Origin of the sequence: Streptomyces malaysiensis subsp. samsunensis, assembly GCF_024519315.1 — a bacterium.
In the GTDB taxonomy this organism is placed as follows: Bacteria; Actinomycetota; Actinomycetes; order Streptomycetales; family Streptomycetaceae; genus Streptomyces; species Streptomyces malaysiensis.
The window spans coordinates 57169-82155 of the sequence record NZ_JANIIC010000003.1; the positions used below are offsets into that span (position 1 = coordinate 57169).

Below are 24987 nucleotides of genomic sequence, written 5' to 3' on the forward strand. Positions count from 1 at the left end.
CCACATGACCGAATCCGCCACCGGCCGGCTTCCCGCCGGGTTCGACCCCGTCACGCTCGAGGTCATCCGCATGCGTCTGGACTCCATCGTCGAGGAGATGGGCATCGCGATGATCCGCTCGTCCGGCTCGCCGGTGATCACCGAGGCCGGCGACTTCAACACCGCGCTGTTCGACCCCACCGGCCGCATCTACGCCTACTCCGACTACGTCCAGTTCCACATCGGCTCCGGCAGCGTCGCCGTGCAGAATCTGGTCCGGGAGATCGCCGGTGAGCCGCTCGCCCCCGGCGACGCCTTCATCTGCAACGATCCGCACACCGCCGGTGCGAGCCACCCGCCGGACACCAATGTGATCTCGCCGATCTTCCACGGTGACGAGCTGATCGGGTGGGCGCAGTCCCAGGCCCATCTCGTCGACGTCGGCGGTATGACACCGGGCGGCTTCGCCCCCGGGGCCTATGACTGCTACAGCGAGGCGCTCCGGCTCCCGCCGGGAGTGAAGATCTTCGAAAAGGGCGAGCCCGTCGAATGGGTGCGGCGCATCCTGCTGAACAACGTCCGGGTGCCCGCGCTGTTCTGGAACGATGTGCGCTCCCTGGTGGCCAGCAACAACACCGGGATCCAGCGGCTTCTCGCCACGATCGGGGAGTTCGGGCTCGACGACTTCCGCGAGTACACCCGGCTCAGCTTCGAGCTGGCCGAGCAGGTGGTCCGCGACCGTGTCGCGAAGATCCCCGACGGAACGTACACGGCCGAGGAGTGGACCGAGCACAACGGCCATGCCGATGAGCTGTACCGCGTCGCCTGCGCCATGACCAAGCGGGGTGAGCAGATCACGTTCGACTTCACCGGATCCAGCGAGCAGACCGACGGCTTCGTCAACTGTAGCTATGGAGCCCTCGTCGGCAGCGTCGCCACGGCCGTCGTGCCCATCCTCGCCTGGGACGTGCCGTTCAACGAGGGCGTCATGACCGCCTTCGAGGTCATCGCCGAGCCGGGCTCCATCGTCAACCCCACTCCCCCGGCGCCGATCAGCAACGGACACCTGACGACCGGCGCCCGCGTCAGCCGGCTGGTCACCAAGCTGATGAACGACGCCTGCCGGGGCAGCGCGGACGAGACCGTCCGCGGCCGCACCCAGGGTGTGTGGGCCGACTCCTGGACCGGCGGCATCTCGGCCGGCACCTCGGACGACGGCGAGTACTTCGTGCTGTTCAACATGGACGGCGGCGGCATGGGGGCCGGAGCCCAGCCGGACACCGACGGTCTGGACTGCGCCGGGATGATGACGCAGGTCAACAACATGCTCCCGGACGTCGAGATGAACGAGATGCTCTATCCCGTCCTCTACCTGTGGAAGCGGCTCAACATCGCCAGCGCCGGGCACGGGGCCCACCGCGGCGGTCTGGGGCTGGAGTTCGCCTGGACCCTGCACGGTGCGCCCTCCGCCATGCAGACCGTGTTCGCCCCCAGCGCCCAGGTGGTCGCCGACGGATACGGCGGCGGGCTTCCCGGCGGGGGCAGCGGACACGAGATCCTGCGCCGGTCCAATATCGCGGGGCTGCTCGCCGCGGGCACCGTGCCCACCGACGACAGCCTCGCCTGCGACACACGGGACCCGCTGGCCATCAACCAGTCCTCGGTTCAGGTCTCGGCCGGCGATGTCTTCGTGCAGTGGATCGCCGGTGGCGGCGGGTACGGAGACCCCCTCCTGCGTGACCCGCGGCGCGTCGCCGAGGACGTCCGGGACGCGTACATCACCGACCACACGGCGTCCGCCGTCTACGGGGTGGTGCTCGCCGACGGTGCCGTGGACGCCGCCGCGACGGCGCGCACACGCGAGGCGATGCGCGCCGCCCGGATCGGCGGGGAGCCGACCGCGGCGGTCACCGCCGACGCCGCCGCCGGGGCGTCCGCGCCCCGCCGTGCCGCGGACGGCTGGTACTGCCCGGCCAGCGGTGCCCTGATCAGCACCGAGGACGACTGGCGGCAGGACGCCATCGTCACCACGCGGGTGGCCGCCGACCGGCTGGGCGAGTACGGCGTCCGGGTACGCCCCCGGGGCCACGGACAGCGGGTGCTCCTCGAGGAGTTCTACAGCCCGCGCTGCGGCACCCTGCTCGACGCGCGCATCCGGGTCGAAGCCGCCACGGCCGGCTGATTCCACAGCGGTATTCGAAAAAGGAGGTGTGGTCGCGTGACGGAGTTCAACGCCGGGTTCGACCTCGGTGCCGTCCTGCCGGGCGGTCCCGCACGCGGGGCGCTGCGCGGGGTCGTGGTCCTCGACATCACACGGGTGGTCGCCGGGCCGTTCTGCTCGATGATGCTCGCGGACCTCGGAGCGACGGTCATCAAGATCGAGAATCCGAAGGACCCGGACTATGCGCGCGAGTTCCCCCCGCTGCTGACGTCGCCCGGGGGCGAGGCGTTCAGCGCGTTCTTCGCCCAGTACAACCGGAACAAGCTCGGCATGACCCTGGACCTGTCCCGGCCCGAGGGCAAGGAACTGCTGCGCACGCTCGCCGGTCGCGCGGACGTCCTGGTCGAGAACTTCCGTGGCGGGACCATGGACAAGCTGGGCGTCGGCTACGACGAGCTGCGGAAGGTCAATCCGCGGCTGGTCTACACCGCGATCTCCGGCTACGGCCAGACCGGCCCGTACCGGCGCAAGCCCGCGTACGACAACAGCGCGCAGGCCACGGGCGGTCTGTGGTCGATGAACGGCTTCCCGGACCGCCCGCCGGTCCGGGTCGGCACCATCATCGGCGACCTGTCGGCCACGCTCTACGCCGTGATCGGCACACTCGCCGCGCTGCGGCATGCCGAGCGCACCGGTGAGGGGCAGCTGGTGGACATCTCCCAGCAGGACTCGGTGCTCAGCCTGACCGAGAACGCGGTCGTCTCGCACACCGTCGAGGGCAAGGTGCCGGCTCCCCTCGGCAATGAGCATCCGTTCGTCAAACCCTATGAGCTCTACCCGTGCAAGGACGGCTTCGTCTTCTTCGGCGGCTACACCGACAAGTTCTGGCGGTTGACGTGCGAGATGTTCGGCGAACCCGAGCTGGCGGCCGACCCGGAGATCGACACGATGGCCAAGCGGTTCACCCCGGAGGTCTACGAGCGCCGGGTGCGGCCGCTGCTGCACAGGTGGTTCGCCGATCGCGCCAAGCTCGAACTGGAGGAACTCGCCGGTGACCTCGTGCCGCTGAGCGCGATCAAGGACATCGGGGAGGTCATCGCGGATCCCCAGATCCAGGCCCGGGACATGGTCGTCGACGTCGAGTACCCGGAATTCGGTCCACTGCGCATGGTCGGCTCACCGGTCAAACTCGATGTCACCCCGGCCCGGCCCCGGGGGCTCGCTCCCCAGGTCGGCGAGCACACCGACCAGTTGCTGCGCGCCTTCGCGGACCTCTCCGAGGAACGCATCCGCGCCCTGCGCGAGGCGGGGGTGGTCTGAGATGAGCGGTATCACCCTCGACCGTGACGGACCGGTCGCGCTCATCCGGTTCGACCGGCCGGAGAAGCTGAACTCACTGACCCTGGCGATGTACGAGGAGCTGGGAGCGGCCTTCGACGAGGTCCGCGACGATGAGTCGATCGGCGTCGCGGTCCTCACGGGCGCGGGGCACCGTGCCTTCTGCGTCGGCGCCGATCTCACCGAATCGATCCCCGCGCTCGCCGAGGGGCGGTTCGACATCTCCTGGTGGGACGGTGCCCACCAGAAGCACACCACCTTGTTCAAGCCGGTCATCGCGGCGGTCAACGGGCTCTGTCTCGGCGGCGGGTTCGAGATCATGCTCTCCACGGACCTGCGGATCGCCGCCGACACGGCCGAGTTCGGGCTCCCCGAAAGCGGTGTCGGAGTCGTCCCGGCCGGCGGCACCCTGACCCGGCTGACCCGGCAGATCCCCTACGTCTGGGCCATGGAGCTGATGCTGCTCGGCGACCGGATCACCGCGGCCACCGCACTGCGGTACGGCCTGCTCAACGCCGTGGTGCCGGCCGACCGGTTGCTCGAGGCGGCGATGGACCGGGCTCACCGGCTCACCGCCCGCAGCGGCACCGCCCTGGAGACGATCAAGGAGTCGGTGCTGCGTCTCGGGGACCTCCCGCAGGACCAGGCGTTCCACAGTGAGGCGCTGTACGGGCAGCGGGCGTTCACCTCCCCGGACGCGCATGAGGGACTGGCCGCGTTCGCCGAACGCCGTCCGCCCGACTTCCCCTCCCGCCGGAACGTGAACAAGCCCCCCGCATGATGGCTCCACGCAGGAACGTCGCAGGCCGACCGCCGGTCCGCCGTCGCTCGTCGCCGCCCGCGACGTTCCGCGTGGCCGCCCCCCTTCGCCCTTCCCACCGCCTGACGGGGACGCCATGACATCCGAGACCACCTCGTCCACCGACGCACTGCCCCGCATCGTTCCCCAGCGGGGCATGCCCGAACAGGTCCGCATCTACGAGGTCGGCCCCCGCGACGGCCTCCAGGCCGAAGCCGTACGCGTCCCCACCGCCGTCAAGGCCGAGTTCGTCCGGCGGCTCGTCGAGGCGGGTCTGACCACCATCGAGGTCACCAGCTTCGTCTCCCCCCGGTGGATACCCCAACTCGACGACGCGCACGAGGTACTCACCGCCGTGGGACCCCTCGATGGCATCCGCCTCCCGGTGCTCGTGCCCAACGAACGGGGTCTGGAGCGGGCCCTGGCCGCCGGTGCCCGGGAGATCGCCGTCTTCGCCAGCGCCACGGAGTCCTTCGCGAAGAACAACCTGGCCCGGGACATGGCTGGGGTGCTGGCGATGTTCGAACCCGTCGTACGCCGGGCCCGCGCCGCGGGCCTTCCGGTACGCGGCTATGTGTCGATGTGCTTCGGCGACCCCTGGGAGGGCGATGTGGAGCCCCGCAAGGTCGCCTCGGTCGCCCGCGGGCTCCTCGATATGGGCTGCACGTCCCTGTCGCTGGGAGACACCATCGGTACCGGCACCCCCGGCCATGTCCTGGAACTCCTCGACACCGTACGGGGAGCGGGCATCCCCCTGGAGCGGACCGCCCTCCACTTCCACGACACCTACGGCCAGGCCCTCGCCAATGTGCATGCCGCGCTGACGGCGGGCGTCACCGAGTTCGACAGCTCGGCCGGTGGCATCGGAGGCTGCCCCTACGCCCGCAGCGCCACCGGCAACCTCGCCACGGAGGACCTGGTGTGGATGTTGCGCGGACTCGGCATCCACACCGGGGTCGATCTGAACGCGCTGGCGGCCACCAGCCGGTGGATGGCCCATCACCTCGGCCGCCCGAGCCCCTCCCGCGTCGTCACCGCCCTCGCCTGACACCCACCCGGCGCTCACGCCGACTTCCGGCCGGGCGGCCCGATGGGTTTCGCTTTGCCTATGAGGCAACACAGCGTACGCACGCTGTCGCAGGTGGTGAGGAGTCTGTAACTCCGCTTTATTCCGGATGACTCGGTTCGGCAATGGCCCCTGGCTGAAGTGGTCCCCACAAGCAGCGGTGAGGTGTCAGCACCTCGGCGCCTCGCCTGGAGGACTTCATGCCTGAGAGCTATTTCCACGTTCGTGGAACCCACGTCCGTGGAGCCCACTTCCCGGTCGCGGTGGTCGGCGGCGGACAGGCCGGCCTGTCGATGAGCTACTGCCTGCGCCGGCGCGGTGTCGAGCACATCGTGATCGAGGCGAACCGGGTGGGACACGAGTGGCGCGAGCGCCGCTGGGACAGCTTCTGCCTGGTCACCCCCAACTGGCAGTGCAAACTGCCCGGTTTCCCCTACCGGGGGGACGACCCCGACGGCTTCATGGTCCGCGACGAGATCGTGCGGTACCTGGAGGACTACGTGGCCTTCTTCCGGCCACCGCTGGTGGAGGGGGTGACCGTCACCCGGCTGCGCCGGGCCGCGAGCGGGGTGTTCGAGCTGACCACGTCCGACGGGGACTGCACCGCGGACCAGGTGGTGGTCGCCACCGGCCCGTACCACGCGCCATCCGTGCCCCGGATGGCCGAGCGACTGCCCGACGGCATCCACCAGATCCACTCCTCGCACTACCGCGATCCGGCCCAGCTCCCCGAAGGCGGCGTTCTGGTGGTCGGCACCGGCCAGTCCGGTTGCCAGATCGCCGAGGACCTGCACCTCGCCGGCCGGCAGGTCCATCTCGCGGTGGGCAGCGCACCGCGCGTGGCCCGGTTCTACCGGGGCCGCGACTGTGTGGCCTGGCTGGACGACATGGGCCACTACACCAGGACCATCGACGAATTCGACGAAGCCGACGCGGTCCGTATGCGCGTCAACCACTACGTCACCGGCCGCGACGGGGGCCGCGACATCGATCTGCGGGCCTTCGCCCGCGACGGCATGCGGCTGTACGGGCGGCTCACCACGATCCGCGGCACCACCCTGGAGTTCGCCGACGACCTGAAGGTGAACCTGGACCACGCGGACGCGGTGGCCGAGGGCATCAAGGACGCCATCGACGCGTACATCGAGGCGAGGGGCGTCCCGGCTCCCGTCGAGCCCCGGTACGTACCGGTGTGGGAACCCTCCGGGCAGCCGGGCCGCCTGGACCTGGCGGCGGCCGGTATCACCTCCGTCGTCTGGTCGACCGGCTTCCGTCGCGATCACCGGTGGATCGAGGCACCCGTCTTCGACGGGCGCGGCTATCCGATGCACTGGCGCGGCGCCACCAGCGCTCCCGGCCTGCACTTCCTGGGCCTGCCCTGGCAGCACTCATGGGGTTCGGGGCGCTTCGAGGCGGTGGGCCGGGACGCCGAGTTCCTGGCCGGCCATATCGACGCCGCCCGCCGCACGGCCGACGTCTGCTCCACCCTCACCGGCGCGCCGCTCGAACTCGCCTCCGCACTCCCCGTCGGCTGAAAGCACCGCCATGGTCTTCGACGCGCACCGCCACATCGGTGTCCTGCCCGCCCACCCCTTCTACGGCGGCCCGCCCGTCAGCCCCGACACCACCGCCCGCGCCACGGTCGGTCAGCTGATCGCCGACCTGGACGCGGAAGGCACCGAGCGCGCCCTGGTCATCCCCAACTACGGGGTCCCCGATCCCGCCGTCGCGTTCTCCTTCAACGAACTGGCCGTCGAGGCCGCGCAGAGCGACGACCGGATCAGAGCCGGATTGTGGGTCTCGCCCCGCCCCGAGGACGAGGCCAGGACCACCCGGGCGCTGAAACTGGCGAGGGAGAGGGGCGTGAAGGCCCTGAAGCTGAGCTTCCTGCTGGGCGGCCGCCCCACCGACCCGGCCTGCCGGCCGCTGCTGGACCGCATCTTCGCCGAGGCCGCCCGGCACTCACTGGTGGTCCATGTGCACACCTCCCCGGGCGCCGCCTCCGACATCGACGAGGTCGGCCATCTCGTCGACCGGTACGCCGACCACGTGCCCGTCCACCTCGTCCACTTCGGCGGCGGGATGAGCGGCCACATCAAGCTCGCCGGCTCCCGGTTCTTCGACTGGATCACCGTCGGCAAGCGCGTCTACACCGACCTCTCCTGGGCCATCGGCTTCACGCCCCGCTGGCTCGCCCAGGAGATCGAGCGCCGCGGCATCGGCCACGACCGGGTGCTCTTCGCCAGCGACCAGCCGTGGGGCGACTTCGCGGGCGAGTACGCCCGTATGGCCGCGGCGACCGGCGGCGGCGCCCTCGGCGAACTCGTCTTCCGCGACACGTTCGCCGCGCTCTACGACTGACCGACCCGACCCATCTGATGCGTCACACCAAGGAGACACGCGTGTCCGAGACCCCGGCGACCGCCGAACTCACCGACGTCGAGCAGAAGTCACTCCACGAGATCCCGCACCCCTCGCTGCCCGAGGGCTCCAGCATCTACGGTTCCACCAAGGTCTTCCCCGACTACCGGGCCGAGAACGGCGAGAGCTACTTCACCCTCGTCCATGGCATCGCGCATGAGTCGTCGGTGTCCTTCGTCGCCGTCCTCCAGGCCACCCGCGCCCTGCGCAAGGGCTTCGAGACCGCCATCTACTTCTACGGTCCCGGATCCCTCAACTGCCTGGCCACGCGCGGCTTCCCGACCACCGGCAACTCCGCCTTCCCCGGTGAGCACAACATCAACAACCAGCTCAAGACGTTCATCGCCGAGGGCGGCAAGGCGTACTGCTGCCGCTTCGGCCTGTCGCTGCACGGCGCCCGCGAGGAGGACCTGATCGAGGGTGTCATCCCCACCCATCCGCTCGACGTCCAGGACGCACTGATCCACTACGCGCGCAAGGGCGCCATCATCAACTCCACCTACCAGCTGTAAGGGGGCACGACGTGAGCGTTGGCACCGGAACGACAGGTACGGCGGTGGACGTGCGGATCATGACCCGCGCCGAACTCGCCCTGCGAGGAGTCGCGTTGGACGCCCCCGTGCGGCGGCCGGACGGCGCGGGCCCGAGCGACGACGGACACGTCCTCGTCGACGGTGCCAACGCCGCGCTCCCCACCAACCCGGACAGCCCCTACCGGGTCCGCGACGGCAGGGTGTGGCTCGGCGACGAGGACACCGGCCTGACCCTGACCGCCGTACGACGGCCGCGGTTCTACGACCTGAGCACCGCCGACGGCGTCCCCTACGAGCACATCGCCCGTCTGCACGGCGCCGATGTCCTCGCCACCACCGTGGTGCAGACCTGCGTACGCTACGCCGAGGCCGACCGCTGCCGCTTCTGCACCATCGAGGAGTCCCTCCGCTCCGGCGCCACGGTGGCCGCCAAGACCCCGGCCCAGCTCGCCGAGGTCGCCGAGGCCGCCGTGCGGCTGGACGGCATCAAGCAGATGGTCATGACCACCGGTACCACCACCGGCCAGGACCGCGGCGCCCGCACCCTCGTACGCTCGGTGCGGGCGGTGCTGGACGCCGTCCCCGGCCTGCCCGTCCAGGTGCAGTGCGAGCCGCCCGGTGACCTCGCCTGGATCCGTGCCCTGCGCGACGCGGGAGCCACCGCGATCGGCATCCACATCGAGTCGCTCGACGACGAGGTGCGCCGGCGCTGGATGCCCGGCAAGTCCACCGTCCCGACGGCCGACTACGAGCGGGCGTGGGACGAGGCCGTACGCGTCTTCGGCCCGAACCGCGTCTCCACCTATCTGCTGGTCGGGCTGGGTGAGGACCCCGACGAACTCATCGAGGGCGCCGGGAGGCTGATCGAGAGGGGCGTATACCCCTTCGTCGTGCCCTTCCGGCCCATGCGCGGCACCCTCGCGGCCCGCGACGGCGTCCCCGCGCCGAGCGCGGAGCAACTGGCCTACGTCACCGAGGGTGTCGCGGCCAAGCTGCGCGCGGCCGGGATGAAGGGCGCCGACCAGAGGGCCGGCTGCGCGGCCTGCGGGGCGTGCGGCGTGCTCGAGTCGGCGGGCGGCTGAGATGTACCTCGACGGATCCGACACCGCACCCGTCTCCGGCCGGGCCCCCGACATCCTGGCCCTGCTCGGCGACCGCAGCACCCTCGCCCGGCAGCCCGCGTTCCGTATCGCGGAGGCCGATGGGCCGGCCGATCTGAGCGCCTACCGGCGCCTGCGCCGGGACGCCTTCGTGTACGAGCAGGGGCTGTTCCGCGGGCATGACCTCGACGACCGTGACACCGACCCGCGCACGCTCGTGCTCATCGCCCGCGGCCGGGACGGCACGGTCGTCGGCGGAGTGCGGCTCGGCCCGGCCACCGACGGCCCCGACATCGGCTGGTGGCAGGGCGGTCGCCTGGTCGTCGCCCCGGCCGTCCGCGGCTCGGCCGGCGTCGGCGCGGCGCTGGTCCGGGCGGCCTGCGCCCGCGCCGAGGCGGAAGGCGCGCTCCGGTTCGACGCCACCGTCCAGACGCGCAACGAGGTGCTGTTCCGGCGGCTCGGCTGGCGGCGCGTGCGCGACGTCACCGCCGCGGGCTCGCCGCATGTGCTGATGCGGTGGCCGATCGGACGGATCGCGGCGCAGGCGTCCGCCGCCAAGGCGGCCCTCGGCCCGCTGCTCGACCCGCTCGCCACCGCCTCGCCCGGTTTCATCGGCGACGACGGCGCGCCCGTCCCGGGCACCGACGTGGTCGCCGCATGCGACGCGATCGTGCCGTCCATGGTCGAACGCGCCCCGGACTGGGCGGGCTGGTGCGCCGTCCTGGTCAACGTCAACGACCTGGCCGCCATGGGAGCCGCACCCGTCGGGCTGCTCGACGCGCTCGGCGCCCCGGACGCCGCGCACGCGGCCCGCGTCCTGACCGGGCTGAGCCGGGCCGCGCAGGCGTACGGCGTCCCCGTCCTGGGCGGGCACACCCAGCTCGGCGTTCCGGCGGCCCTGTCCGTCACCGCGCTGGGCCGAACCCGGCATCCGGTGCCGGGCGGTGGCGGGCGCCCCGGTCACGCCGTACGGCTGACCGCGGACCTCGGCGGCACCTGGCGCCCGGGGTACCGGGGCCGCCAGTGGGACTCCACCAGTCACCGCCGTGCGGACGAACTGCGCACGATGACCGGCGCGGTGGCGGCCGCCCGGCCCGCCGCGGCCAAGGACGTGTCGATGGCCGGCGTCGCGGGCACCCTCGGCATGCTCGCGGAGGCGAGCGGCTGCCGGGCCGTGCTGGACGTGGCAGCCGTCCCCCGGCCGCGGGAGGCGGCCATGGGCGACTGGCTCACCTGCTTCCCCGGCTTCGCGATGCTCACCGCCGACGCGCCCGGCGCGCCACCGCTCGCGGCCGGGCCCGCCGAGGGGGCCGTGTGCGGGGAGCTGAGCGCAGGAGAAGGCGTCGGGCTGCGCTGGCCCGACGGAGACATCACCGAAGCGGTCACATCCACGGTGACCGGGATGGGACCCGCATGACCGCCTTGCGCATGGCCGCCGTCGCCGCCGAGTTCGGCCGCGACCTGGAGGGCGCCTTCGCCACCGTGGAACGGCTGATCGAGGAGGCGCGCGCCGACGGCGTACGGCTGCTCGCCCTGCCGGAAGCCTGCCTGGGCGGCTATCTGCTCAGCCTCGACGGCGCCGAACCCGACGAGGGCCCGCCCGCCCTCGCCCCCGACGGCCCCGAGATCCGCCGGCTGGCCGCCCTGGCGGGGGAGATGACGGTCGTGGCGGGCTACTGCGAGGCGGGCACGGACGGACGGCGCTACAACAGCGCGGTCTGCGTCACCGGCGGCGACATCCTGGGCAACCACCGCAAGGTCCACCAGCCGCTCGGCGAGGACGCCAGCTACGCCTCCGGGGACCGCTTCCACGCCTTCGACACCCCCGTCGGCCGGATCGGCATGATGATCTGTTACGACAAGGCGTTCCCCGAGTCCGCCCGCGCGCTGGCGCTGGACGGCGCCGAGATCGGGGTGTGTGTGTCCGCCTGGCCAGGCGCCCGCACCCAGGCCGCCGCCGATCTGGCGAAAGACCGCTGGAAGCGCCGCTTCGACCTGTTCGACCGGGCCCGCGCCCTGGAGAACCAGATCGTATGGCTCTCCGCCAACCAGACGGGCACCTTCGGGTCGCTGCGCTTCGTCGGCAGCGCCAAGGTCGTCGACCCCGGCGGCGAGATCCTCGCGGACACGGGAGTCCCGGCCGGGATGGCCGTCGCCGAACTCGATGTCGCACAGGCCCTGCGGACCGCCCGCAGGTCCATGGGGCATCTGCGCGACCGGCGCCAGGACGCCTACACACCCGCGGCGGCGGCGACCGTATGAGCACCGTCAGGATCGCGGCCGCGGCCGCCCACTTCGGCCGCGACCTGGAGTTCGACCTGGCCCGTATCGCCAAGGTCATCGACGACGCCCGCGGGTCCGGTGCGGGACTGCTCGTGCTGCCCGACGCGGCGCTCGGCGGCTACCTCGCCGACCTGCGCCATCCCGACCCCGACGTGCTGCCCCCGGCGCTCGAGCCCGACGACCCGCTCATCCTCGAAGTGGCCCGGCTGGCCGCCGAGATGGTGGTGTGCGTCGGCTACCGCGAGGACGGCGGCACCGAGCGCTACAACGCGGCCGTCTGTGTCAGCGGCGACGGTGTCCTCGGCCGCCACCGCAAGGTCCACCTGCCGGCCGGCGAGGCCGCCGCCTACGCCCCCGGCGACCGTTTCGACGCCTTCGACACCCCGGTCGGCCGGATCGGCATGCTCATCGACTACGACAAGACGTTCCCGGAGTCGGCCCGCTCCCTGGCCCTGGACGGCGCCGAGATCCTCGCCTGCCTGTCCGCCTGGCCCACCAGCATCACCAACCGTGCCCCGCGCATGGCCCAGGACCGCCAGGCCAGGCTCTTCGACCTGTACGACCAGGCCCGCGCCGCGGAGAACCAGGTGGTCCTCGCCTCCTCCAACCAGACCGGTGCCCTGGGCGGCATGCGCTTCCTCGGCCAGGCCAAGGTGGTCGGCCCCGGCGGCGACATCCTCGCCCGCACCTGGGCCAAGGCCGGACTCGCGGTCGCCGAGGTCGACGTCTCCGCCGAAGTCGACCGGGCCCGCCGCACTCTGCACCACCTCGGCGAACTGCGCCCCTCCGCCTACCGGGAGACCTCGTCGTGAAGATCGCCCTGCTGAGTTACTCCACCAAGCCGCGCGGCGGGGTGGTCCACACCCTCGCGCTCGCCGAGGCCCTCGCGGCCGCGGACCAGGACGTCACGGTGTGGACGCTGGGCCGGGGCGGCGACGCGGGCTTCTTCCGGCCCGTGGACCCGGCGGTACGGCTGCGGATCGTGCCGTTCCCGGACGGCCCGCGGAGCGAGACCGTCGGCGAGCGCGTCCTGCGCTCCATCGCCACCCTCCGCGACGCCTTCGACCCGGCGCCGTACGACATCGTCCACGCCCAGGACTGCATCAGCGCCAACGCCGTCGGGCACTGCGTGCGCACCGTCCACCACATCGACCACTTCACCACGCCCGAACTGGCCGCCTGCCACGAGCGGGCCATCGTGGAACCGTACGCGCACATCTGCGTCTCGCGGTCGGTGGCCGGGGAACTGGCGCGGGGCTGGGGACTGTCCCCGGCTGTGATCCCCAACGGGGTGGCGAACGAGCGTTTCGCCACCACCGACCCGGATGCCCGCGCCGCCTGGCGCTCCCGGCTCGGCCGCTATGTCCTCACCGTTGGCGGCATCGAACCCCGCAAGGGGTCGCTGGACCTGCTGGAGGCGTACGCCGCGCTGCGCGCCGCCCGTCCCGAGGTGCGACTGGTGGTCGCGGGCGGCGAGACACTGTTCGACTACCGCGACTACCGGGCCCGTTGGGAGACCCGGGCCGCCGAGCTCGGCGTCGAGCCGGTCGTGCTGGGGCAGGTGGCGGAGGAGGAACTGCCGTCGCTGGTCGCCGCCGCCGGCGCGTTCGCCTTCCCCTCCGTCAAGGAGGGCTTCGGGCTCGCCGCCATGGAGGCGCTCGCCGCGGGCGTCCCGCTGGTCGTGCGCGATCTGCCCGTCCTGCGCGAGGTGTACGGCGACACCGCCCGATTCGCGCACACCCCCGACGGTCTGGCCACCGAACTCGGCGCGGCGCTCACGGCCGACGATCCGGCCCGCAGGGCAAGGGGCCGCGAGCTCGCCGCCCGTCACACCTGGCAGGCGGCCGCCGAGCGGCACCTGGCCTTCTATCGCACGCTCGGCTGAGCGGGACGGGGACATCGGCGGCAGTCCGAAACCACGGGTCCGGGCGCGGTGCGCGAGTCCGCTGCCGTCTCGTGGCCCGGCCAGGGGCCCCTCCGGAGGAGGAGGTCACCCGCGCAGGTGTGCCAGCAAGTTCCGCTCAGCGTGCTCGAGGTGTTCCAGACCCACTTGGCCGGCTCCGGGAACGTCGCCGTCTCGGATGGCCGCGATGATCGTCTGGTGCTCTTCGGCGATCTCCGCGGGGGCGAGGAGGTGCGCGTTCTGCACTTGGGCCAGGCAGAGCCGTATTTCATTGATGATCACGCTGTGTGCGCGGGAGAGGCGGTCGCTCTCCAGACTGTCGATCAGCGCACGGTGAAACGCGACATCCGCCTGCACCAGGGCCGCCACGTCCGAGTTCGTCGAGCACTCCCGGAACGCCTCATGGGCCGTCAGGGCTTCGGGCGTCAGCAGCCGCCTGCCGGCCAGCAGTTCGTAGGCCCGCACTTCTATCACGCCACGGGCGAAGTACAGGTCCCGCACGCGCGCCTCATCGAGCATCGGGACGCGGGCGCTGCGGTGCGCGGTGCGTTCCAGCAGGCCCTCGCCGACCAGCCGTTCGATGGCGGCCTTCGCGGTCTGCCGCGCGACCTTGTACTCCGTGGCGACCGATGCCTCCGTCACCGCCGTGCCGGCGGTGATCTCGTCCGCGAGGATCCGTTCCCGCAGCGACGTCACGAGGGCGTCGCCGACGGACTGGGTTACGAGCTGGATCGACATGTGGGTCCTTCGCGTCGTGGGTGAAGTCCGGGGGTGCACAGAGTATCCGCTGGGTGCTAGACAATCCGACAAACGGGTGAGATAACTTGACGAACAATTTTCGGGAGGAGCGTCTCTATGCAGGTAGACGCCGTCCGGCGCGTCGTCCTCGCCCCGGATAAGTTCAAAGGAACCGTGTCGGCGCAGCGTCTCGTCGATGTCATGGCGGCAGCGATCGCGGAGCAGACCCCCGCCGCGGCCGTGTCGCGGCTGCCCGTCGCCGACGGCGGCGACGGCAGCGTGGCCGCCGCGGTGTCCGCGGGCTGGAGCACCGTCACCGTGCCGGCGTCCGACGCCTGGGGCGCGCCCGTGGAGGCGCCCGTCGCCAGGCTCGGCGGCCGGGCAATCGTCGAGGTGGCGTCCGTCTGCGGCCTCGGCGCACGGCGCCCCAGCCCCTCCGAGGCGGCCACGGCCACGACGTACGGCGTCGGCCGGATCGTCGCCGCCCTCCTGGACGACGGGGTCGAGGAGATCACCCTCGCGCTCGGTGGCAGTGCCGCCACCGACGGTGGCACCGGTCTGCTGTGCGCGCTCGGCGCCGAGCTGTGTGACGCACAGGACAACCGGCTGGCCCCGGGCGGTGCCGCGCTGATCGAGCTCGCGACCGTCCGTACCGCGGGTCTCCATCCCGGCCTGCGGAACGCCCGGCTGGTGCTGGCGTGTGATGTCGACACGCCCATGGTGGGGTCCGACGGCTCGGCCGAGATGTTCGCGCGCCAGAAGGGCGCGGATGACGACATGATCCGCCGGCTCTCCGCCGGACTGGCGCATGCGGCGGGCATTCTGGAGAACGCCTTCACCAGCCGGGGGGCGGCCCGGCGGCCGGGCTCCGGGGCCGCGGGCGGCCTCGCATGGGCCGGTCTCCTGCTCGGCGGACAGCTGCGTTCCGGCTCGGATGTGTTCCTCGATCTGCTGGGGGCGGCGGAGGAGATCCGCGGAGCGGACCTCGTCATCACCGGCGAGGGCCGCCTCGATGTGCAGAGTCTGCGGGGCAAGGCTCCCGTGAGCATCGCCCGGCTCGCCCGGACGTTCGGGGTGAAGACCGTCGCGATCGTGGGAAGCGACCGCCTGCCCGCCACGGCGGAGGACCGGGCGCTGTTCGTGGACACCGTCGCGCTCGACCGCATCGATCCCGCCTGCGCCAACGACCCCGAGCTGACCTGCCGCCTCGTGGGGCAGGCCACTCGCGCCCTCGTCCAAACCCACCTGGGTGCAAGGACCGCCCACCGGAACGGAGCCCGCACGTGACGACTCGCCCCTGGAGCTGCGACACCATCGTCGCGCTCCCCGACTCCACCCGCGGCCGAGCGGTTCTCTTCGGCAAGAACAGCGACCGCCCCGCCGGTGAGGCCCAGCCGCTGCGCCGGCGCCCGGCCCGGCCCGCGGGCGGTCCCCTGCGCCTCGCCTACCTCACCATCGAGGACGCGCCCGCCTACGCACACATCGGTTCCAGCCCGTTCTGGTGCTGGGGATACGAGATGGGCGTGAACGAGCACCGCGTCGCCATCGGCAACGAGGCCGTCTTCAGCCGTGTCTGGGCGGACGCCGTGGCGAGGGAGAAGACAGGCGACTCGCAGCAGCCGGGCATCCTCGGCATGGAACTCGTCCGCCTCGGGCTGGAACGCGGCAGCACCGCGCGTGAGGCGCTGGACGTGATCACGGATCTGCTGGAGCGCCACGGCCAGTGGGGTTCGGCCATGGTCGGCACGCCCCACGCCGAAGGCTCCTACGACAACGCCTTCGTCATCGCCGATCCGCGGGAAGCCTGGGTGCTGGAGACGATCGGACGCGACTGGGCGGCCCGCCGCATCACCAGCGGTGTCGCGTCGCTCAGTAACGAGCTGTCCATCCGTGCGGACGCCGATCTCACCAGTTCCGGCCTGTGTGACGCGGCGACACGGACGGGCTGGCCCTCCGGGCGGCCGCTGGACGTGGCGGACGCCTTCACCGACCCGGGCACGCCGCTCCAGGTGTCACACATCCGACGCCGCCGCTCCCATCAGCTCCTCACCGACGAGGCGGCCGCGGGCATCGGCCTGCACACCATGAAGCGCGTCCTGCGCGACCATCTGGAGGACACCTTCCTCGGCGGCCCGTCCTTCGACGCCGCGCGCCCGGACTTCCACACGCTCTGCATGCATGAGCACCCGTCCGGCTTCACCTGGGGCAACACCGCGGCCTCACTGATCGTCGAACTGCACGACGACCCCGGTCCGCTCATCCTCTGGTGGTGCCCCGTCACCCCCTGCACGGGTGTCTACCTTCCCGTCCCGCTGGACATCGAGAGCCTGCCCGACGGGCTCACCCGGCCCGCCCCCGAGTCCTCCTGGGATCCCCGCGACCACCGCCGGCCCGCGCACGACCCGCTCGCGGTCTGGTGGCAGTGGCAACACCTGCTCGACGCCGCGAAGGATCCCCGGGCACGGAACTTCACCGCCCGTGCCGCACGTCTGCGCACCTCCTTCGACGACCTCGAAGCACGGTGGGAACGGACGCTCCCCTCCCCCGCCGACGGCCCGGGCGCCCGGACCGCGTTCGTCCGTACGTGTCTGGATGAAGCCCGCGCCACAGCCACCGGGCTCGCCCATGAGTTCGGCGCCGATCCCGCCATCGCCCTCGACAGCCGCTGGGCCGCACCGACCGTCTGACCAGGTTCCGTGGAAACACCGCCCGCACCACTTGGAGAACCACCCATGTCCATCAGAGAGTCCTTCCGCGGCCCCGAAGCCTCCATCGACGATCAGATCGAGAGCTTCGCCGTCGAGCGCGTGCCCGACAACAAGCGCTGGCCGATCCCCGCCATCAGCCTCGTGCTGCTGGGCAACGCCACCGCCATGTTCTTCTTCTCCTTCGGCGCCCAGCAGACCTTCCTCGTGGGCTGGCCGACGATGCTGCTGCCCATCGGCTACTTCTTCATCGGCGCCATCCTCATCGGCTCCCTGACCATGCGGATGGCCAGCCGCGAGGGCCTCTCCCAGAGCCTGATATCCCGCGGGCTCGGCTTCGGAAGCCGCGGAGCCGCGCTGACCTCGTTCATCTACGCGGTCAACTTCGTCTACTACTTCCTCTTCGAGGGAACGATCGTCTCCCACGCGATCGCCTACTACTTCCACATCCCCATCGACTCCCTCGCCGGTATCGGGATCTTCGCCCTCATCGGTCTGGTCACGATCGGCTTCGTCTGGCGCGGCATGTACGCCATGTCGACGCTCCAGAAGTGGGGCTTCCCGATCTTCGTGGGGCTGCTTGCCTGGGCGCTGATCTCCCTCGGCTCCCACCACGATGTCGCCGGCCTCAGCCAGTGGAACTCCACCGCGACCGGCGGCGGAGCCGCCCTGTGGACCGCGATGAGCTTCGCCAACGGGCAGATGATCTTCCAGGGTCTGATGGCCACCGACTACGGGCGCTTCGCCAGCACCAAGATCCGCTACCGCGGCACGGCGACCATCATGCTGCTCGAGCTCATCCCCATGTTCGTCATCATCTTCCTCGGCGCCATGCTGGGCGCGTCCCTCGTCGGCTCCTTCGGCGAGGAGAAGGCACAGGACCCCGGATTCGTCTTCGTCCACCTCATGGGGCTGCTCGGCGTCGTCTTCGTCGTCATCACCCAGATCCGCATCAACGTCATGAACCTGTACGGCGGTTCCATCACCTTGTCCAGCGGCTTCGACGTCGTCGCGGGGTTCCGTCCCGGACGCCCCTGGTGGATGTTCGGAGTGTGGCTGTTCGGCGTCATCTTCTACGCCACGAACGTCATCAACCACCTCGGCACATTCCTGGCCGTCACCGGTGTCCTCACCAACACCTGGGTGCTCATCATCCTCGCCGACTACTTCATCTGCCGACGCTGGCTCAAGCTGGGCCGAGCCGAGGACATCGAATTCCACGAGCACGAAGTGCGGGAGTGGAACCCCTGCGGCCTGCTCTCCCTCGGCCTCGCGGTGTTCGTCGGCGCCCTCGGCATCCTCGAGGTCTACCCGGTGGCGTACGCGTCCTTCATCTCGATGTTCCTCGGGCCCATCATCCACGTCATCCTCACCAAGGTGACGAATGGACGCTTCTACACACCGGCCCACGCCACCACCGACCGCGTTCCGTCCACAGCGACTTCGGGGAACTGACACCCGGAGCTCGACCTGTAGGAGATGGGTGCGCCAACCGCGAGCCCCGGACCACCGGTCCGGGGCTCGCTCGCGTATGCGGCGGTTGAGGAACATCCGCGCCGGATCGTAGGCATCGATATGAGGGTTTGGGACGCCATGCGTCCACATGTGCAGAGAATGCACCAAACAGGCAAAAGTCGCGGAGGAAGCCCACGAGATCCGATATTCATGGCGACGTCATGCTCGGTTCAACAGCTTTGGGGGCTTCGATGCAAAGACGCAAGCGTATGGCGGCCTTGATGAGCGCTGTCGGCACGGTGGCAGGGCTCACCCTCGCCGCGGCTCCACCAGCAGCGGCAGCGTCCCCCGTTTCGTCCTGACTTCCCTGTGAACCACAGCGCGTCCGACCGGTAATGCTCGGGCGGGGAGAATAAGCGGCATGACACACGCCCGAGCTCCCTTCGGCAGGTGGGATCCCTCCTCCGTGACCGAAGTCGCCGCGAGGTTCTCCGGTGTGGAAGCACCTTGGTGGGTGGCCGGCGGGCTGGCGATCGAACTCGCGGTGGGCCGTCGGATCCGAAGCCATGGTGACGTTGACGTCCTCCTGCTGCGCCGCGACCAGCTCATGGTCCAGCAGGTTCTGGCAGGCTGGCAGTGGTGGTGTGCTGATCCGCCGGGGAGCTTGCGTCCGTGGGCGCCGGAAGAGGTCCTGCCTGCCGGAGTTCACGACATCTGGTGCCGACCGGGCCCCGATGACCCCTGGCGCATCCAGGTCATGCTCGATGAGTCCCGCGGTCAGGCGTGGGTGTCACGGCGCGATTCCCGAGTGCGCAGGCCGCTCAGCACGCTCGGGATGATTTCCGCTGACGGTATTCCCTTTCTCGTCCCGGAAATACAGCTCTACTACAAGGCCGAGTCACCCCGCGCCAAGGATGAGGAGGACTTCGACGCGGTGCTGCCGTCGCTCACGGATCGGCAGCGGCGGTGGCTCATGGACGCGGTCACCAAGACGTATGGATCGCACCCCTGGACCATGCGATTGCGAGCATCCGCCGACTAGCGGACTGAGCGGCAGCGATCAGCTTCTGACCAGGCAGAAGGGATGCCCGGCCGGATCCGTGAGGACCCGCCATCCGTCCCCGCCCGGCTGGTGCTCCGGCTTGCCCGCGCCCAGCTCCAGCAGGCGGGTCTCGGCCGCGTCCAGGTCTTCGACCGCGAAGTCGAGGTGGAACTGCTGGGGCACGGTCCGCTCGGGCCACCGCGGAGGCCGGTAGTCGTCGACCCGTTGAAAGCCGATGACGATTCCACCGTCACGGCTGAGACCGGCGAAGTCGGCATCTGATTCCGGGTGCGGCTCCAGGCCGGTGGCCTGCTGGTAGAACGCCGCCAGAACGAGGGGGTCAGGGCAGTCCAGCGTGATCGCGGTCAACTTCATGTGCGGGTGCATAGCGCCTCCGGGCCGAACGGTGGACTGTCTGCGCATCGAGAGCGGTCTCGAGCTCTTGGAGGGCCCGGCGGGCAGTCTCGATGCGGTCGCGCAGTATCTCCTCGCCGGGGCCCGTGGGCTCCAGGGACGAAGGACGATGATCCGTGGCGGTCTCCATCTGGCGTGCTTCCTCAAGGGAGTTGATGACGACTCCGATGAGCAGATTGACCAGCACGAACGAGCCGAAGAGCACGAACGAACCGAAGTAGACGATGGTCCAGCGGGAGATCTCCAGCCCCGCGCGCACCGCGTCGCCGAGTCCGTCCAGGGTGATGAGGAGGAAGAGGGTGAGAACGGCCCGGCCGATCGAGCCGTAGTGCTCGGGGTCGTCGTCGGCGAAGAACACCCAGCCGACCATGGCGTAGACGTAGAGCAGCAGCGTGCCCACCAGGACGAAGCTCAGCATCCCCGGAAGGCTCTTGCCGATCGCCGAGATCACGATCCGCACCTGTGGCAGGAACCGCGCGGCACGCAGCACCCGGGCCAGCCTCAGCAGCCGCAGCACGGTCGCGTTCTCGCGCGCGATGGGGAGGAACGCGAGTGCCACTACGGCGATGTCGAAAAGGTTCCAGGGGTCGCGGAGGAAGTCCCGGGGCCGGTCGGCGTGAGCCGCGGCCCGTAACAGGATTTCGGCGGTGAAGACCGCCAGGAAAGCGTGTTCCAGCATCTTCAGCTCGGTGTGCCAGCGGTCCACCGCACCGCTGTACGTCTCGACTCCGAGAACGGCGGCGTTGGCCATGATGACGCCGAAGACCGCCATGCCGAACCAGTCCGAGTCGACGACACGGCGGGAGCCCTCCACGAGGGCGTGCACCTTGGGTGCGACGGTCCGGTCCGCCATCTCACTGTCCTCAACTCTGTGCTGCCACTGCTCGATGTTGATCTTAATCCGCCGAGGTGGGCGACGGCCCCGTTCACTGCCGCGAGGCACCGTTGCCGCCATGCGCAGCACAGCATCGAGCAGAAACCCGGCTCGAACCCGCTTGCACGAGTGCCACGCCTATGACCACCGGTCGAACCTCGCCGCTGCCACATGCTGCCGCGACACCCGGTCGAGCAGCACGATCGAAGCCGCCTCCGCCAGGGGTGTGGGGACCGGCCGCACCGCGGTGCCCGGACATGCCGCGTCGGGCGCGGGCACCGCGGCCAACAGGCGGTCGAGGCCCCGCTGATGCCGGGCGAAAACACGTGGCCGGGCGCACCGGCCCCGCGCCCTTTGCCCCGCCAGCGCCTCGTCCGCCCCCACGTCCAGGAGCACCACATGCACCTCACGCCGTTGCCGTCCGGCGGCCCGGGCCAGCCACCAGCGCAGCCAGGGGCGGCTGCCACAGTCGTGCACCAGCAGCGGGGACATACGGCGCATCTGCCGCCGCAGCCATTGGAAGTGTCTGAGCCGAGCCCAGGGCCGGTACACCCCGTACGGCAGCCAATCGGGCATGAGCGCCTCACACGCGAGGTGGACCGCCCTCGGATCGATGGCGGGCGCGGCCCTCGACCAGCGCTCCATCAAGGTGCTCTTCCCGCTTCCGGGCAGGCCGGAGACGACCACCACGGCGTCGGCCGGGTAGACCAGGACCGCGGGAGGGTCGGTGTGCCCACGCAGGTCGACCAGGCCCTTCGGCCGAAGGCATCGGCATCGGCATCGGCATCGGCATCGCCCGTGGTGTGGTCGTAAGAACGTGTCCGCCGCGCCCGCCTCGTCGATCGTGCTCACGGCTTCCTCTGATCCCGCGGTCAGCGGCCAACACCGCCACCATCACATCAACGGCCGGAGGGATTTACTCGTTGACGCCGTGCTCCTCGGCGATCCCCTCCGGTTCCGACACGTAACCTTGGCGGATCGCGCGTTCGTCGAGTGTCGGACAGATCGAATCTACAACACTGTAGAAATGCGAGGAGATGGCAACCGATCAATTGAAGCCATCAGCCTTCACCGGGCCGTCCGGCCGGATCGCGACAGCGCGGCCTTCCGCTCAAGGACATGACGGCAGGGCGTCATTCGCGACACCCATCTACAAACATGTAGATTTCGTTCTCACGACGTGTGATGGGTAGTGGCGACAAGGAGATGCAGATGGCGCTGTGGGACCGCCTCAAGGACTCGGTCCAGACAATGCAGGCCCAGCTCACAGCGAAAAAACACGAGTTGCGAAGCGGAGCGTTCCGGGACGCCAGCATGGCGATGTGCGCCCTGGTGGCGGCGGCGGACGGGATGATCGACCCATCCGAGCGCCAACGCGTCACACGGCTCATCACCACCAACGACGTACTCCAGAACTTCCCCCCGGACGATCTGCACCGCCGCTTCGAGGAGCACCTCGACACCCTGACCGCGGACTTCACCATCGGCAAGGCCGGCGCCCTGCGGGAGATCGGCAAGGCCAGGAGGAAACCCGCCGAGGCCCGGGCCGTGATCCAGATCGGCATCGTCATCGGCTGTGCCGACGGCCATTTCGACGAGAGCGAGCGGACCGTCGTCCGCGAAGCCTGCTCGGCCCTGGAGATCCCTCCGGGCGAGTTCGACCTCCACCGGGATCTCCGCGCCCCACGCCACCACCGGGCTCTGGACGAAGTCCCACGGGTGACCGACGACCGGGCGTCCCCGCGAGCGGACTCGGGCGCGGAACAAGCGGAACAAGGCGTGCAGCCCGAGGCGGCCATACCCGGCGACGATCTTCAGGTCTTCCTCAAGGCGCTGGCAAGCGGGACTCGTCAGAGGCTCTTCTCGCACTTCACCGACGGGGAGCGGCTGACGGTGGGAGAGGTCGCCGAGCGGGCCGGGCTGGGCCTGTCAACCACCTCCGAGCACCTCGCGGTTCTCCGACGCGGCGGGTTGCTCCAGTCGACGCGCACCGGCAAGCTGGTCCGCTACCACGCCGACAGGGAGGGCATCACCGAACTGCTCGGGCAGCTCCATTCCTACCTCCTCGCCTCCCCCGAACCGCAGGACACCCGCCCAACCCACGGCTAGAACCCGCCGAGTTCACGCCTTCCTCGGCCGACGGCCCATGGCCCCCTGGCCCGCGCTTCTACACTTATGTAGATTGCTCTCGTCATTCGAGGCGCCCTCTCCGCGCCCACAATCTACTGGAGGAGACACTCACCGATGTTGGGCCTCAGCGAGCTTGCCCTCCTCCTCATCGTCGTCATCGTCCTGATCGGCGCCAAGAAGCTCCCCGACCTCACCCGCTCCGCGGGCAAGGCGGCCCGCATCTTCAAGAGCGAGGCCAAGGCCATGAAGGCCGACAGCCCCCCGGCGGACGGCACGAGCGCTCCGCGCGTCATCAAGGCCGCTCCGGGCGATGTCACGCACAAGGCTCCGGGAGCGGAAGGCAATCAGGGCTGACGCCCCACCCGTCGCCTCTCGGCGGACACGGACCGGTGGCAGCTCCCACGAGGAGCCGCCACCGGCGCGGGGAACCCGGTCTTCACGCGGAGAGGCTTTGGCACCCACCCGAAAAGATGCGGGTGATCGTGCTGACCACTTTCGACCAGGACGACATCGTTCTCGCCGCCCTTCGCGCGGGCGCCAACGGTTTCCTGAGCAAGACCGTGAGCCCCGCTGAACTGGTCGCCGGAATCAATGAGGTCGTCGGCGGTGGCGGTGCGCTGTCGGCCGCCGCGACGGCCGCGCTCATCGGCCACATGACCGACAGTCCGCCCCCGGTGATCGACCAGGAACTGCTGCGGCGCTTCGACGCTCTGACCCCCAGGGAACGGGACGTGGTCGTTCTCGTTGCGAGCGGTCTCGGCAACGACGAGATCGCGGCCCAGATGTCCGTATCGCCGTTCACCGTGAAGACGCATGCGGTGCGGGCCATGACGAAGGTCGGCGCACGTGATCGAGCGCAGCTCGTCTCGTTCACCTTCCGGGCCGGTCTCTACCCCTGAGCCTGCCGAGCGGAATCCCTCACCCTGGGCAACCCCCTGGAACCGGCGAGCGGGCCGCCCGTCCGACTGTCGCCGTCACGCCCCGTCGGCCCCGCCGGGCTCCTCCTCCGGCGCCTTCGCCACGGCGTCGAGGGCGGCGTGCAGATAGGGGATCAGGCGCTCGGTGTCGGGGCTGTTGAGCGCGGTGTGACCGAGCAGCAGGCGGTTGAGCAGGCCGCCAACATCTACGGCGACAGCGAAGACGCCATCGGCAAGGCCCTCACCGGACGCCGCGACAAGGTGGTCGTCGCCACCAAGTTCGGCGTCGTGCGCCCGCTGACCGCCGACGGCCCGCCGGTCATCAATGGACGTCCGGAGTACATCCGCGAGCGCATCGAGCGCTCCCTCACCAGGCTGGGCACCGACCACGTCGACCTGTACTACCAGCACCGGGTCGATCCCGACGTACCCATCGAGGAGACGGTCGGCGCCATGGCCGAACTGGTCAAGGAGGGCAAGGTGCGCCACCTCGGCCTCAGCGAGGCGGCCCCCGACACCATCCGCCGTGCCCACGCCGTCCACCCCATCAGCGCGGTGCAGACCGAGTGGTCGCTGTGGTCCCGCGACATCGAGCGGGAGGTCTTCCCGCTCTGCCGCGAACCGGGGATCGGGGTCGTTCCGTACAGCCCGCTCGGCCGGGGCATGCTCACCGGCACGATCACTTCGCTGGACGATCTGCCGGCCGACGACTATCGCCGGAACATGCCCCGCTTCTCCCAGGAAGCCTTCGACGCCAACCTGGCCGCCGTCGACACGGTGCGGGAGATCGCCCGGGCACATGACGCCGCGGCCGGACAGGTCGCCCTCGCCTGGCTGCTGGCCAAGGCCGACGATGTCGTGCCGATCCCCGGCACACTGCACCTCTCGCGCCTGGAGGAGAACAGCGGCGCGGCGGAGGTGGCCCTCACCGAGGAGGAGATCGCCCGCCTCGACGCCCTCCCCGTCAGCGGAGAGCGCGAGAGCGAACTGGGCCACAACTGGTCCTACGGCGTGACCCCGCCCCAGCGCTGACGCCCGCGACCGAGGGACGCCGTCCCGGGCGCCCCGCGCGCGGCGGCCGGTCAGGGGAAGCGGACCGGACCGGCCGGCCACCGCACCACAAGGCCGC

At 70.6% G+C, this 24987-nt stretch carries 24 protein-coding genes and 1 pseudogene; 21 read left to right on the forward strand and 4 right to left on the reverse strand.

Features of this window, described 5'->3' with window-relative positions; translation table 11 throughout:
- Positions 1 to 4: 4 nt before the first annotated feature.
- From NQU54_RS03075 to NQU54_RS03130, 12 genes are all read left to right on the forward strand, one after another.
- Positions 5 to 2161 (forward strand): hydantoinase B/oxoprolinase family protein, encoded by a 2157-nt coding sequence (locus NQU54_RS03075; RefSeq protein WP_257629632.1) that lies wholly within the window; start codon positions 5 to 7, stop codon positions 2159 to 2161.
- Positions 2162 to 2197: 36 nt separating this feature from the next.
- Positions 2198 to 3460 carry a CaiB/BaiF CoA transferase family protein gene (locus tag NQU54_RS03080; RefSeq protein ID WP_197710473.1) on the forward strand — a complete coding sequence of 421 codons (1263 nt, stop codon included), beginning with the start codon at positions 2198 to 2200 and terminating at the stop codon, positions 3458 to 3460.
- A gap of 1 nt (position 3461) precedes the next feature.
- Complete coding sequence (locus NQU54_RS03085) at positions 3462 to 4259, forward strand: enoyl-CoA hydratase/isomerase family protein (RefSeq protein WP_093705102.1); 798 nt, start codon at positions 3462 to 3464, stop codon at positions 4257 to 4259.
- A gap of 115 nt (positions 4260 to 4374) precedes the next feature.
- A complete protein-coding gene (locus tag NQU54_RS03090) occupies positions 4375 to 5325 on the forward strand; it encodes a hydroxymethylglutaryl-CoA lyase (RefSeq protein ID WP_257629633.1) in 951 nt (316 codons plus the stop codon).
- 218 nt (positions 5326 to 5543) lie between these two features.
- Entirely contained in the window at positions 5544 to 6878 is a 1335-nt protein-coding gene (locus tag NQU54_RS03095) for an MSMEG_0569 family flavin-dependent oxidoreductase (protein ID WP_257629634.1), read from the forward strand.
- A gap of 10 nt (positions 6879 to 6888) precedes the next feature.
- Entirely contained in the window at positions 6889 to 7704 is an 816-nt protein-coding gene (locus NQU54_RS03100) for an amidohydrolase family protein (protein WP_257629635.1), read from the forward strand.
- A gap of 41 nt (positions 7705 to 7745) precedes the next feature.
- Positions 7746 to 8276: an MSMEG_0572/Sll0783 family nitrogen starvation response protein gene (locus NQU54_RS03105; protein ID WP_167499651.1), complete on the forward strand. Its 531-nt coding sequence runs from the start codon at positions 7746 to 7748 to the stop codon at positions 8274 to 8276.
- An 11-nt stretch (positions 8277 to 8287) separates the two neighbouring features.
- Complete coding sequence (locus NQU54_RS03110) at positions 8288 to 9379, forward strand: MSMEG_0568 family radical SAM protein (protein WP_257629636.1); 1092 nt, start codon at positions 8288 to 8290, stop codon at positions 9377 to 9379.
- 1 nt (position 9380) lies between these two features.
- Entirely contained in the window at positions 9381 to 10814 is a 1434-nt protein-coding gene (locus NQU54_RS03115; RefSeq protein WP_257629637.1) for an MSMEG_0567/sll0787 family protein, read from the forward strand.
- Positions 10811 to 11659: a carbon-nitrogen hydrolase family protein gene (locus tag NQU54_RS03120; protein WP_257629638.1), complete on the forward strand. Its 849-nt coding sequence runs from the start codon at positions 10811 to 10813 to the stop codon at positions 11657 to 11659. Before NQU54_RS03115 ends, NQU54_RS03120 begins: the two co-directional genes overlap by 4 nt.
- A complete protein-coding gene (locus tag NQU54_RS03125; protein WP_069862864.1) occupies positions 11656 to 12492 on the forward strand; it encodes a carbon-nitrogen hydrolase family protein in 837 nt (278 codons plus the stop codon). Before NQU54_RS03120 ends, NQU54_RS03125 begins: the two co-directional genes overlap by 4 nt.
- The gene (locus tag NQU54_RS03130) at positions 12489 to 13565 is read left to right on the forward strand and encodes an MSMEG_0565 family glycosyltransferase (RefSeq protein ID WP_257629639.1); all 1077 of its coding nucleotides are present in this window, start codon (positions 12489 to 12491) and stop codon (positions 13563 to 13565) included. Before NQU54_RS03125 ends, NQU54_RS03130 begins: the two co-directional genes overlap by 4 nt.
- Positions 13566 to 13670: 105 nt before the next feature.
- Here NQU54_RS03130 and NQU54_RS03135 read toward each other — a convergent pair whose 3' ends face one another.
- Positions 13671 to 14321 carry a GntR family transcriptional regulator gene (locus NQU54_RS03135; protein ID WP_257629640.1) on the reverse strand — a complete coding sequence of 217 codons (651 nt, stop codon included), beginning with the start codon at positions 14319 to 14321 and terminating at the stop codon, positions 13671 to 13673.
- A 117-nt stretch (positions 14322 to 14438) separates the two neighbouring features.
- Here NQU54_RS03135 and NQU54_RS03140 point away from each other — a divergent pair, with 117 nt between their 5' ends.
- The 4 genes from NQU54_RS03140 to NQU54_RS03155 all read left to right on the forward strand — a co-directional run bounded on the left by NQU54_RS03140 (position 14439) and on the right by NQU54_RS03155 (position 19523).
- Positions 14439 to 15608, forward strand: coding sequence for a glycerate kinase (locus NQU54_RS03140; protein WP_257629641.1), 1170 nt, complete (start codon positions 14439 to 14441; stop codon positions 15606 to 15608).
- Positions 15605 to 17008: a C69 family dipeptidase gene (locus tag NQU54_RS03145; protein ID WP_257629642.1), complete on the forward strand. Its 1404-nt coding sequence runs from the start codon at positions 15605 to 15607 to the stop codon at positions 17006 to 17008. The genes NQU54_RS03140 and NQU54_RS03145 overlap by 4 nt, the downstream gene beginning before the upstream one ends.
- Positions 17009 to 17053: 45 nt before the next feature.
- On the forward strand, positions 17054 to 18481 hold the full coding sequence (locus NQU54_RS03150) for a purine-cytosine permease family protein (RefSeq protein ID WP_257629643.1): 1428 nt from the start codon (positions 17054 to 17056) through the stop codon (positions 18479 to 18481).
- 421 nt (positions 18482 to 18902) lie between these two features.
- Entirely contained in the window at positions 18903 to 19523 is a 621-nt protein-coding gene (locus NQU54_RS03155; protein WP_257629644.1) for a nucleotidyltransferase domain-containing protein, read from the forward strand.
- An 18-nt stretch (positions 19524 to 19541) separates the two neighbouring features.
- Here NQU54_RS03155 and NQU54_RS03160 read toward each other — a convergent pair whose 3' ends face one another.
- From NQU54_RS03160 to NQU54_RS03170, 3 genes are all read right to left on the reverse strand, one after another.
- A complete protein-coding gene (locus NQU54_RS03160; protein ID WP_257629645.1) occupies positions 19542 to 19910 on the reverse strand; it encodes a VOC family protein in 369 nt (122 codons plus the stop codon).
- Entirely contained in the window at positions 19864 to 20790 is a 927-nt protein-coding gene (locus NQU54_RS03165) for an ion transporter (RefSeq protein WP_257629646.1), read from the reverse strand. Before NQU54_RS03165 ends, NQU54_RS03160 begins: the two co-directional genes overlap by 47 nt.
- A 159-nt stretch (positions 20791 to 20949) precedes the next feature.
- A complete protein-coding gene (locus NQU54_RS03170) occupies positions 20950 to 21456 on the reverse strand; it encodes an ATP/GTP-binding protein (protein WP_308408465.1) in 507 nt (168 codons plus the stop codon).
- A 567-nt stretch (positions 21457 to 22023) separates the two neighbouring features.
- On the opposite strand from NQU54_RS03170, the pseudogene NQU54_RS03180 reads away from it, so the two are divergent.
- From NQU54_RS03180 to NQU54_RS03200, 5 genes and pseudogenes are all read left to right on the forward strand, one after another.
- Positions 22024 to 22476 (forward strand): annotated as a pseudogene (locus NQU54_RS03180) (tellurite resistance TerB family protein); the annotation flags it as partial.
- Between the two features lie 114 nt (positions 22477 to 22590).
- A complete protein-coding gene (locus NQU54_RS03185; RefSeq protein ID WP_257629843.1) occupies positions 22591 to 22920 on the forward strand; it encodes an ArsR/SmtB family transcription factor in 330 nt (109 codons plus the stop codon).
- 135 nt (positions 22921 to 23055) lie between these two features.
- Positions 23056 to 23295, forward strand: a complete 240-nt coding sequence (locus tag NQU54_RS03190) for a twin-arginine translocase TatA/TatE family subunit (protein WP_069862846.1) — start codon at positions 23056 to 23058, stop codon at positions 23293 to 23295.
- 128 nt (positions 23296 to 23423) lie between these two features.
- Entirely contained in the window at positions 23424 to 23840 is a 417-nt protein-coding gene (locus NQU54_RS03195) for a LuxR C-terminal-related transcriptional regulator (RefSeq protein WP_257629649.1), read from the forward strand.
- A 186-nt stretch (positions 23841 to 24026) separates the two neighbouring features.
- Positions 24027 to 24890 (forward strand): aldo/keto reductase, encoded by an 864-nt coding sequence (locus NQU54_RS03200; protein ID WP_257629650.1) that lies wholly within the window; start codon positions 24027 to 24029, stop codon positions 24888 to 24890.
- Positions 24891 to 24987 lie beyond the last annotated feature (97 nt).

Excerpts from the sequence above, each read along its gene's own strand:
- NQU54_RS03075 (WP_257629632.1), top strand. The coding sequence starts at position 5 with ATGACCGAATCCGCCACCGGCCGGCTTCCCGCCGGGTTCGACCCCGTC.
- NQU54_RS03085 (WP_093705102.1), top strand. The coding sequence starts at position 3,462 with ATGAGCGGTATCACCCTCGACCGTGACGGACCGGTCGCGCTCATCCGG.
- NQU54_RS03090 (WP_257629633.1), top strand. The coding sequence starts at position 4,375 with ATGACATCCGAGACCACCTCGTCCACCGACGCACTGCCCCGCATCGTT.
- NQU54_RS03095 (WP_257629634.1), top strand. The coding sequence starts at position 5,544 with ATGCCTGAGAGCTATTTCCACGTTCGTGGAACCCACGTCCGTGGAGCC.
- NQU54_RS03100 (WP_257629635.1), top strand. The coding sequence starts at position 6,889 with ATGGTCTTCGACGCGCACCGCCACATCGGTGTCCTGCCCGCCCACCCC.
- NQU54_RS03115 (WP_257629637.1), top strand. The coding sequence starts at position 9,381 with ATGTACCTCGACGGATCCGACACCGCACCCGTCTCCGGCCGGGCCCCC.
- NQU54_RS03120 (WP_257629638.1), top strand. The coding sequence starts at position 10,811 with ATGACCGCCTTGCGCATGGCCGCCGTCGCCGCCGAGTTCGGCCGCGAC.
- NQU54_RS03125 (WP_069862864.1), top strand. The coding sequence starts at position 11,656 with ATGAGCACCGTCAGGATCGCGGCCGCGGCCGCCCACTTCGGCCGCGAC.
- NQU54_RS03135 (WP_257629640.1), bottom strand. The coding sequence starts at position 14,321 with ATGTCGATCCAGCTCGTAACCCAGTCCGTCGGCGACGCCCTCGTGACG.
- NQU54_RS03140 (WP_257629641.1), top strand. The coding sequence starts at position 14,439 with ATGCAGGTAGACGCCGTCCGGCGCGTCGTCCTCGCCCCGGATAAGTTC.
- NQU54_RS03150 (WP_257629643.1), top strand. The coding sequence starts at position 17,054 with ATGTCCATCAGAGAGTCCTTCCGCGGCCCCGAAGCCTCCATCGACGAT.
- NQU54_RS03155 (WP_257629644.1), top strand. The coding sequence starts at position 18,903 with ATGACACACGCCCGAGCTCCCTTCGGCAGGTGGGATCCCTCCTCCGTG.
- NQU54_RS03160 (WP_257629645.1), bottom strand. The coding sequence starts at position 19,910 with ATGCACCCGCACATGAAGTTGACCGCGATCACGCTGGACTGCCCTGAC.
- NQU54_RS03165 (WP_257629646.1), bottom strand. The coding sequence starts at position 20,790 with ATGGCGGACCGGACCGTCGCACCCAAGGTGCACGCCCTCGTGGAGGGC.
- NQU54_RS03170 (WP_308408465.1), bottom strand. The coding sequence starts at position 21,456 with ATGGAGCGCTGGTCGAGGGCCGCGCCCGCCATCGATCCGAGGGCGGTC.
- NQU54_RS03190 (WP_069862846.1), top strand. The coding sequence starts at position 23,056 with ATGTTGGGCCTCAGCGAGCTTGCCCTCCTCCTCATCGTCGTCATCGTC.